The organism is Candidatus Ichthyocystis sparus (genome assembly GCF_900078745.1).
GTDB classification, from domain to species: domain Bacteria; phylum Pseudomonadota; class Gammaproteobacteria; order Burkholderiales; family 2013Ark19i; genus Ichthyocystis; species Ichthyocystis sparus.
Map to the genome: position 1 here is coordinate 97,537 of NZ_FKII01000043.1, position 10,650 is coordinate 108,186.

Genomic DNA, 10,650 nt, shown 5'->3' on the forward strand with positions numbered 1-10,650 from the left:
TGTAAAAGCGTTGGTGGTGACGTTGCGAGCTTGTTTGTGGTCATGGAAAAATTAACATTTTAGGTTTGTAGATTGTTTAGGACAATTACTACTAAAAAAAGTCAAGTAGCCAATCATTATAGTCTATTGCTCGATTTAATGCTGGAGATGAATTGCTTGATCATTAAGTGGCTTCTGATATTGAGTGTTTGAGTGTGGTTATTTCACAGCGGTATCTATTTTACCCGCTGTGGCTATTATGATTTACATTCGAAACTTGATAGCGTGAGAAGTTGAGTTGTATATGTTCAATTAAATTGGCAGAAAAAATATGAATTTTTATTAGAAAGGGTTTTCCATGAGGTCCAGTCAGTACCTCTTAAAGGATATCAGGTAATTAACCTGCAAAATTATTTTATATAATCTGTATGCAATAATACTCACCCTATATACACGGTATAAAATGCACTAACTAGACAAAATGTCGCTTCCTTCGGATGATCGTTTTTGCAAATGAGGAAGTAAATTACCCGCATAGTCTCCCGCGATGGGATGCTACAATGGATTCCCGTGTTTTGAATGTGTGCTAATTATACTAACAACATAATAGGTGAATAACGTGGAATACAGTTACAGTGCGCGTGTACATATATCTCCATATTCCATGGAAGTGGTACCATCTGATCAAAAAAATTCTCCTTATATATCTAAGAAAGATGTTGGTGGTTTACTGCATTTAAATAACAAGTTTGAGTTTGACGGAAAATCCATTCGATGTTCTGAGTTCTCATCGCTATTTGTTCTTAATGGTATTAATTGTTATAGAAGTGGCAAGAAGCTTAAAATTAGTTAATTATTTTCGGATGAAGAGTCAGTAAAAAGAGCTGTTGCCAACAGTCTTAAAGAAATCAATGAGAAAATAGTAGAAAAAAACTCGTGTGATAGGCACATTATAGTTTGTGATAGATTTGGCGATTTTTTGCATAAAATAGCATCTACCACGGCTTCTGGAGAAAGTAGGTTTTTCATTTTACATAGTTGCAATCATGTAATGTCTCTTAATGTTTCCCATAAAACTAAGGAAATAGAAGGTAAATTAATAGATAAGTGGGTGGTGCGTTTTTTTGATCCTAATAATACTAATGTTGTAGTACGTAGTGAAGTTTTAAGTTTTGAGGATTTTTCAGATTTAAGTAGATTTTCTTTAAGAATGTTTATGACTCAATCTAACTATAATCTTTACTTTGATAGTAGTGGAGGTGATTCAGTACCGCATCCAAAAGAGAATGAATGCGCAGTGTATGAATATTCTGATGTACGGAATGCTAGTCCTAATTTTTCAACTTTAGAAACCTTGTCCCAGGACAGAATTTCTGGATGCATGATGTATCATGTCATGTCTAATAGCGCCGACCTATTAGATATTAGAGGAATAGCAAGATCTAGGTCTTTTTCCACACTAAGTGCTGATGTTAGGCAAGAGATATTTTTTGCCAGAAGCTCTGGTGGTGTTCCTGCACTTTACTTATCAATGGAGGAAAATAACTATAAATCTATAATGTCTTATAATAATCTTTTGGAAGAACTTTCTTATGACTAGCAAGTGAGTCTGTTACCTGAAATTATGAGAGCTAAGGAGCCTGGAGGAATAACGGCTTTATTTATGGCTATGAAAGAAGGAAGTTGTGATTCTATTAGGGAATATAGCAATTTGTTGGAAGAGCAATTGATAAAAATTAGAGACAGAATGTCTCCTGATAGTTTTGCCGATCTAGTTTTAGATGTTGCATTGGCTAGAACTAGTGACGGAAGATTCGGTTTGGCTACGGCCATGATCAAAGGTATGGCACATGTTGTGGACGCTTACTCATTATTACTAGACAAAGTGTTATCACTACTGGGTGGTTTTATACCAGATACTGAACTTGCAAAGTTGATTTTTAAATTATTGAGTACCAAAGATAGCAAAGGAAATCCTGCTCTACTTTGCGCTATTTCAAAAGATTGTTCTAGTGCAGTAAGTGCTTTTGGAAGATTGTTAGATAAGTTGCTTGTTATGAAAGGACGTATACCTGATATTGATATGTTTGATATGATTCATAAGTTATTGCTGTCTAAATCTAGGGACGGTGTCCCTGCTTTATTTTTTGCTTTGAGTAGGGGTTGTTTTTCTGCAGTACTTTCCTTTTCTGAATTGATGGATAGATTACTTCTTATGAGAGGAAGTGTCCCTGATTTTAGAGTAGCTAGTGTGATTGTTGAATTGTTAAATTGTGAAACTGCTGCTGGACTTTATGGTTTATTTTTTGCTTTTCAAGCGGGCTATACTCGCACAGTAATTAGTTTTGGTAGCTTGATAGAGAAATTTTCATTGTTAAAAAATAGTATTCCTAAATATACATTCGATTCTATGATGTCAGATATATTAACGGCTAGGAGAAAAGATAATGGTACACCTGGCATACTTATGTTATTATTCTCAAATTATGTATCTACTATAGCCGCATATAATTCATTGCTAATGGGTGTATCTGGAAAAGTTAGAAGAGAAATATTTTGTATTAAAGATAGAGGATCACCCATCATTCATCAAATTATTCTTCATAATGAACCACAATCTTTGATATCACTTGGCTATTTTTTGGATGCGCTTTCTTATGAGGAGCAAACTGATCTACTGCCAGAAATATTAATTTCTAAAAATAATGCGGGTAATTCCGCCCTATTTATAGCCATGCAGGAAGGATATGTCGATTGTATTTATGAATATGGCGCCTTGATAGAAAAGCAATTAATGACAATTAAAAAAAGAATGTATTCTGATGATTTTTCTAATCTAGTTTTGGATATTGTATCTGCTAAAAGAGATGATGGGTTATCTGCTCTGGCTTCAACAATGATTAATAACAAAGTTAATAATATAGAGCCTTACGCATGTTTATTAGAAAAAGTGCTATCACTACTGAGTAGTACTATATCGGATGTTGAGCTTGCAAGGTTAATTTTTAAGTTATTGAGTGGTAGAGATAGAAGAGGAAATTCTGCTCTGTTTTATGCTCTTGCAAAAGGTTATTCTGATGCAGTATGTGCTTTTGGAATATTGATGGATAAGTTTCTTCTCATGAAGGGACGTATACCTGATACTGATATGGTTGGTATGATTTTTGATTTGTTGTGAGCTGAATCTGATGATGCGGTTTCTGGTTTATTTTGTGCTTTGTCAAAAGGTCATTCTGGTACAGTGCGTGCTTTTTCTAAGCTGGTGGATAAATTGTTTGTTATGAGGGGATGTATACCTGACATAGACATAGCTAATATGATTTGTAAGCTGTTGATGTATCGCAGCGATGTAGGTTCTGGTTTATTTTTTGCTATACAAGATGGTCATGCTGATACGGTGTGTGCTTTTTCTGAGTTTATGGATAAATTATTTCTTATGAAAGAAAGTATAGGTGATCTGCATATGGCTGGTATAGTTCGTAGAGTGCTGATGTGCTCTTTTTGTTCTTATAATGAAGATATATCTCCTGCTTTATTTTATGCTTTGCAAGATGGTCATTCTGATGTAGTGCTTGCTCTTAGAGAGTTAATAGGTAAATTTTCTAAGTTACTAAGTGATTGTCTATCTGAAGATAGTTTTAGTTCTATGATGTTAAACATATTGATGGCTGCGGACAGATTTGGTGTATCTGGCGTATTTAAGGCATTATTAAAAAATAATATTGATGTTATAGGTGCGTATAATTCATTGTTAGTGTATGCACCTAAAGAAGTTAGAAGAAGAATTTTTTGTATTAAAGATGATGGCGGATCACCTGTCATTTATGTATTAATGGCGCTTGATGAACCAGATTCTTTTAAGGCATATGGCAAGTTTCTTGCAATCACTTTCTTATGATGAGCAAATTGAGTTACTTCCGGAGTTGTTAATTTCTAAAAATGATGGAGGTGACCCTGCTTTATTTGTAGCTATGCAGGAAGGACGTGATAATTGTATTGAGGCATATGTTACTTTTGTTGAAGAACAATTAATGAAAATTAGAGATAGAATGTCTCATGATGATTTTTCTAATCTAGTTTTAGGTATTGCATTGGCTAAAAGAAGTGATGGGGTATCTGCTTTACATATTGGAATGTACAAGAATAGATCCGCTACTATAAGAGCTTATTCAGGATTATTGGACAAAGTTTTACCGCTATTAAAGGGTAATATTCCGGATGATAAACTTGCAAGAGCGATTTTTGAGTTATTGAAAGCTAGGACTAGAGAAGATACTGATGGATTATTTACGTCCCTAAAAAGAGATAATGTTCATTCGGTAGCTGCTTTTTATTCATTGTTAGATAAACTTGTTAGTATGAAAGGATGCATAGAGGATAGCATATTGGCTGGTATGGTATTTGATTTACTGATGTGTAAGAGTGGTGATGATAGCACTCCAGGCCTGTTTGTGGCTATGCAAAATGGACATCATGGAGCTGTAGAAGCTTTTGTAAAATTATTAGAAAAATTGATGATGTTTAGTGACGATGTATCCACTGGATATTTTAATAATATGTTGTTAGATATTGTAGTATCTAGACGATCAGATGGTGTATCTGGATTATCTGTAGCACTAGAAAATAATTTTCCTGAGGTAGTTACGTCTTATATCCAACTACTTAAGTTAATACCTAAGGATGAATTGGCTAATGTATTGGTGGCCCTGAATGCTTCTGGGATACCTGCTGCATTATCTGCTGGCAGGGAGGCTTTGGAAGCTTATTTTGCAATAATATCTGACTTATCTACAAGGACTATATATGCCTTACATTCACAACTTAGTAGTGCAAGAAGGCCGATTGAACATATATTGGTAGGTGATAGAGATCTTGAAGGAAAGTATAAACTTTTGTTGGATAAAATTAAAGAGCTTGCTAGAAGCTCCAGGCAGGACCATTAAAGTACGTTCAGCTAGTTAAATTGATTATTGCTGAACAGGGTAGGGTTTGAGCTTCATAATTTGCAGGTGTTAAAAGTAAAATAAATAAAATGATAATAACATAACATGTAGTATGTGTGATTGTGCTCGATTATATGATGAATTGACTTAGAAGCGTTACAGTGACCATATTCGTGTGTTTTCACACTCAAAAAATAATGATATTTAAGGATAATATGTTAAGTTTGTTAAGTTAATATTTCACCGATATGTGATTTTAGATGCTGTAGTATCTGGAAGGTAGATTGCATGTCTGTGTTGTTTGTAGCACTAGAAAGTAATTCTCCTGAGGTCTTGGCTTGCATACGTGTTGTGTGTGCTGTATGTTAGCGGCTTGATAGGATTAGTGTGTCGTCTAAGCACATATGCTATTAAGCAGTAATGGTCTTTATGGAAGTGAAGGAAGATTCAAGCTGTTCGTTGAATAGGGTTAGGGTATTTGCTATAAGATTCTTGTGGAACAATGATAGAAGTAGTTTATTACCCACTTTATAATTTATTACTATGTACAATGTTGCATTGTATGTGTGTTATTGTGCTCAGTAACACTGCAGTCCTATATAAAAAAATTGTTTTGTAAGAAAATTTTTGTATAATTATGCGAGTTCATGCCAAATATGATAAGGCGGAGCTTGATTGCATAACTATACTTACATAGTAACGCTAACAATAAAACAAAGCAAAGCGTATGAAGTCTGATTACATTCCCCATGTCCATGTATCTCCGCGCTCGATGGAAATAGTACCATCTGCCGAAAAGAATTTGCCTTATATATCTAAAAAAAATGTTGGGAGCTTATTAGATTTAAATTGTAAAGTTGAGATTGATGAGGAAATTATTTGTTGTTCCCATTTGTCTTCATTGTTTACTTTGAATAGTATTGATTGTTACAGAAATAACAGAAAAATGAAGGTTAGTGAGTTGTTCTCAGATGAAGAATCAATAAAAAAAGCACTTCCTGCTAATTTCAAAGAAATCCATAAAAATATAATAGATAATTCATGTGGCAGATATATTATAGCCTGCGATGGTTTTGGTAATTTTTTGTATAAAATAGCATCTAACATACTTGCTGGGGAGCAGAGATTTTTTATTTTACATAGTTGTATTCATGCAATGTCTTTTAAGATCATACGTAAAACCAAGGAAATGGAAGGATTAGTAGTAGATAGTTGGGTGGTGCATTTTTTTGATCCCAACAAGACCAATGTTGTGTCACGTAGCGAAGTTTTAAGCTGTGAGGAATTTTTAGATCTAAGTAGATTTTCTTTAAGAATGTTTATTGATAAAAATAAGTATAAAGAGTATTTTGAAAATGATGAATTAGAGCCAACAGAAAATGAGTGCGCAATATATGAATGCTCTGATACAAAGAATGCAAGTTTTAACTTTTTAACTTTAGAAACTATGTCTAAATACAAAATTTCTGGGTGCATGATATATCATATGATCTTTAATAACATTAGTTCATTGGATATTAGAGAAGTAGTAAAATCTAGGTCGTTTTCAACGTTGAATGCTGATATTAGAAGGGAGGTATTTTTTGCTAGAAGCTCCATGGGTATTTCCGCACTTCAATTGGCCATGGAACAAAATAAACCTAACTCTGTGAGATCGTATAATAATCTTTTGGAAGAACTTTCTTATGATGAACAATTAAGTTTATTACCTGATATTATACATACTAAATCACCTACAGGAGCATCAGCTTTATTTATGGCTATGCAAGGTGGATATAGTGAATGTGTTGACAGTTTTGGTTTACTGCTCGATAGATTAATAAATATAAGACATAGAATTGATGTAAAAAATTTTTCTGGGATGCTCTTTGATATTTTGTTGGCAAAGCGTGGAGATGGCTTATCTGCTCTTTCTATGGCTTTGCTATCAAATAATGCTGATGCTATTTTAGCTTTTGGTAGTCTTTTGGATAAGGTTTTTATACTTAAAGATATTGTTGATAGTAGAGCATTATCTAACATAATTTTTGGATTGTTGAGTCATAAAGATGACATGGGAATGTCTGGTCTGTTCTATGCTTTTAAAAAGGGTAATCCTGATGCAGTTGCTGCTTTTTCTAAATTGATAGACAGGTTACTTCTCATGAAAGGGTATGTTCCTGATACTGATATAGCAGATATGATTTTTAAGTTATTAGTTGATAAAACTTACGTTGGCACTTCTGGATTATTTTTTGCTTTACAAGGGGGACATGCTGATACAGTAGTTGTTTTTGCCCAGTTAATAAGCAAATTTTCACTGCTGAGGCATAGTATATCTAAAGCCAGATTTAACTCTATGATGCTGGACATATTAATGGCTGCTAGAAGCAACAGTACACCTGGCATATTCATATCATTAGCAAGAAATGATGTTGATGTTGTTAGAGCATATAGTTCATTGTTAATATATGCACCTAAGGAAGTTAGAAGAGAAATATTTTGTATTAGAAATCGTAATAGATCACCTGCTCTTCATGCATTTATGGGCCATAATAATCCACTCTCTTTGAGAGCATATGGTTGTTTTTTGCAGGCACTTTCTTGTGACGAGCAAATTGATCTATTGCCAGAGATTTTAATTTCTAAAAATTATAATGGAGACCCTGCTCTATTTACAGCCATGAAAGAAGGATATAGCGATTGTATTGATGAATATTCTGTCTTGATAGAAAATCAATTAATGGCAATCAAAAATAGAATGTCTAATGATGATTTTGCTAGTCTAGTTTTAGACATCGTATTTGCTAAAATAAGTGATGGAACATCTGCTTTATTTGTTGGGATGTATAACAATAAAGTTAGCGCAATAGAATCTTATGCTGGATTATTAGGCAAAGTTTTACTGCTACTAAAGAGCGTTATATCAGATGATAAATTGGCTGATATTATTTATAATGTAGCTTCATGTTGCCCACCTTCCTGTGCCGAAAGCCCTATGTTTATAGCTCTATACAGAGGGCATGGTGCTTCCATTGGTGCTTTTGGTTTATTGGTTGATAAACTAATGCTAATGAAAGATTATATATCTCACGATAAACTTTCAGATATGATCTTTAAATTGCTGAAAGCTAGAACTAACGAAAATGTTGATGGATTATTTATGGCTTTGCAAGAAGGTAATACTGATTCAGTAATTTCTTTTGGATTTTTGTTAAGTAAATTTATCAGTATGAAAGAATACATAAAAGATACTTCACTTCTTGATATGGTATTTGATTTACTAATCTGTAAAAGTAGTAGTAATAATATTCCTGGTTTGTTTATGGCTATGCAAAATGGACACTACAGCACTGTAGATGCTTTTAGAGAGCTATTAGAAAAAATAATGATATTTAGGGATGATGTATTAAGTGAGTATTTTAATAGTATGCTTTTAGAAACTGTAATATCTAAAAGACCAGATGGTATATCCGGATTGTTTATAGCACTAAAAAATAACTTTCCTGAGGTAGTTATGTCTTATGGACTATTGCTCAATTTAATACCCAAATATGAATTAGTTAACGTATTAGTGGCTTCCAATAGCTCCGGCATACCTGCTGCATTATTTGCTGGTAAGGAAGCTTTAGATAGTTATCTAAAAATAATATCTTACCTACCATCTGGTATTAAATATACTTTGTATTTGAGACTTAGTAGAATAAGAATATCAATTAGACATACATCTTTAAATGATAGTGATCTTGATGGAAGATATAAACTTTTATTGGAGAAGGTTAAAGGTCTTGCTATAGGCTCCGTAGGAAATGTTGTAATAACCTAAATAAATAATGGCTTTAAATTTTATGGTGTTAGTTCGTAAAATTAAATCCGATGCTGGTGCCAATAATATTATATCAGTATATGCAATATATACTAAATATATAAAAAATTACTTTAGGTTATAAGAGAAATTCTTATTGTGAAAGGTCATGTGCCTGCTGGTGGTATGGCGAGTGTGGTCTTTGGGATATTGGAATCTAAATCATATGATGAAAGCCCTTTGTTAATAGCTCTATCTAGAAGATATTATGATTCTGTTGTTGCTTTTGGTTGATTAATTAAAGATTGTATGTCCAACGATAAACTTTCAAACATGGTTTTTGAGTTATTAGTTATCAAAATGGACATCGTGGGGCTGTAGATGCTTTTGTAAAATTATTAGAAAAATTTAGATGTTTAGGGATGATATATCTACTGGATATTTTATATAATATATTGTTAGATCTTGTGGCATCTAGATAATGATTTTCCTGAGGTAGTTGTGTCTACACCAGACTACTTAAATTAATACCTAGAGATGAGTTGGTTAATGCATTAGTGGCTTCTGATAGTCCTGGCAGACCTGCTGCATTACTTGCTGGTAGTAATGCCTTGGAAGCCTATTTTGCAATGGTATCTGAATTTCCTACAAAGACTATATATGCTTTACATTCACAACTTAGTAGTGCAAGAAGGTCAACTGGACATATATTGGCTGGTTCTGGATTATTTGTAGCGCTGGAGAATAATTTTCCTGAGGTAGTTAGATCTTATATTTCACTACTTAAATTAATACCTAAAGATGAATTAGTTAATGTATTAGTGGCTTCGGATAGTTCTGGCAGACCTGCTGCATTACTTGCTGGTAGTAGTGCCTTAGAAGCCTATTTTGCAATGTTATCTGAATTTCCTACAAAGACCATATATACTTTACATTCACAACTTAGTAGCGCAAGAAGGTCAATTGAGGATATGTTTGCTGGTGATAGCGGTCTTGAAGGAAAGTATAAATTTTTGTTAGATAAAATTAAAGAACTTGCTAGAAGCTCCAGGCAGGACCATTAAAGTACGTTCAGCTAGTTAAATTGATTATTGCTGAACAGAGTAGTGTATTTGAGCTTTATAATTTGCAGGTGTTAAAATTAAAATAAATAGAACTATAATCACGTAACATGTAGTGCGTGTGATTGTGCTCGATGACGGTGATATAATAAATTGCCTTAGAAGCATTACAGTGACCACATTCGTATATTTTCACACTCAAAAAATATTAATATTTAAGGGTAATATGTTAAGTTAATATTTCGCCGATATGTGATTTTAGGTGCTGCAATGTCTGAACGATAGATTGGATATCTGTGTTGTTTGTAGCACTAGAAAATAATTCTCCTGGGGTTTTAACTTGCATACGTGTTATATGTGCTATATATTCACGGCTTGATAGAGTTATTATCTCAATTAAACACATACCAACTTTATAACTTATTACTATGTATAATGTTATATTGTATGTGTGTGATTGTGCTCAATAACACTGCAATCTTATATAAAAAAATTGTTTTGTATTGTAAGAAAATTTTTATATAATTATGCAAATTTATGCCAAAAATATGATAGGGTTGAATTGGTTACTTTGAAAAATGAAGATTAGTGCTTAGATGAAGAATCAATAAAAAAAGCAGTTCCTGCTAGTTTCAAAGAAATCCATAAAAATATAATAGAGAATTCATGTGGTGTATATACTATAGCCTGTGATGGTTTTGGTAATTTTTTGTATAAAGTAGCATCCAACATACTTTATGGGGAGCGGAGATTTTTTATTTTACATAGTTTTATTCATGCAATATCTTTTAAGATCATGCGTAAAACTAAGGAAATGGAAGGATTACTAGTAGATATTTGGGAGGTGCATTTTTTTGATTCCAACATGGACAATGTTGTGTCA

The 10,650-nt window shown here is 33.1% G+C and carries 7 protein-coding genes and 1 pseudogene; all 8 read left to right on the top strand.

What is annotated here, in order from left to right; genetic code table 11:
* The first annotated feature begins 598 nt into the window (after nt 1–598).
* Nucleotides 599–832, top strand: a complete 234-nt coding sequence (locus A6733_RS01405) for a hypothetical protein (protein WP_092411513.1) — start codon at nt 599–601, stop codon at nt 830–832.
* 15 nt (nt 833–847) lie between these two features.
* Nucleotides 848–1,579: pseudogene (locus A6733_RS01410) on the top strand (ShET2/EspL2 family type III secretion system effector toxin); the annotation flags it as partial.
* Nucleotides 1,580–1,603: 24 nt separating this feature from the next.
* Nucleotides 1,604–3,157, top strand: coding sequence for a hypothetical protein (locus A6733_RS01415; RefSeq protein WP_092460279.1), 1,554 nt, complete (start codon nt 1,604–1,606; stop codon nt 3,155–3,157).
* A 39-nt stretch (nt 3,158–3,196) separates the two neighbouring features.
* On the top strand, nt 3,197–3,877 hold the full coding sequence (locus tag A6733_RS01420; RefSeq protein WP_092460281.1) for a hypothetical protein: 681 nt from the start codon (nt 3,197–3,199) through the stop codon (nt 3,875–3,877).
* Nucleotides 3,822–4,922: a hypothetical protein gene (locus A6733_RS01425; protein ID WP_092488033.1), complete on the top strand. Its 1,101-nt coding sequence runs from the start codon at nt 3,822–3,824 to the stop codon at nt 4,920–4,922. The genes A6733_RS01420 and A6733_RS01425 overlap by 56 nt, the downstream gene beginning before the upstream one ends.
* Nucleotides 4,923–5,649: 727 nt before the next feature.
* On the top strand, nt 5,650–8,727 hold the full coding sequence (locus A6733_RS01430; protein WP_092460285.1) for a ShET2/EspL2 family type III secretion system effector toxin: 3,078 nt from the start codon (nt 5,650–5,652) through the stop codon (nt 8,725–8,727).
* A gap of 138 nt (nt 8,728–8,865) precedes the next feature.
* On the top strand, nt 8,866–9,000 hold the full coding sequence (locus A6733_RS09605; protein WP_278183865.1) for a hypothetical protein: 135 nt from the start codon (nt 8,866–8,868) through the stop codon (nt 8,998–9,000).
* 248 nt (nt 9,001–9,248) lie between these two features.
* Entirely contained in the window at nt 9,249–9,770 is a 522-nt protein-coding gene (locus A6733_RS01435; RefSeq protein ID WP_141663436.1) for a hypothetical protein, read from the top strand.
* Nucleotides 9,771–10,650 lie beyond the last annotated feature (880 nt).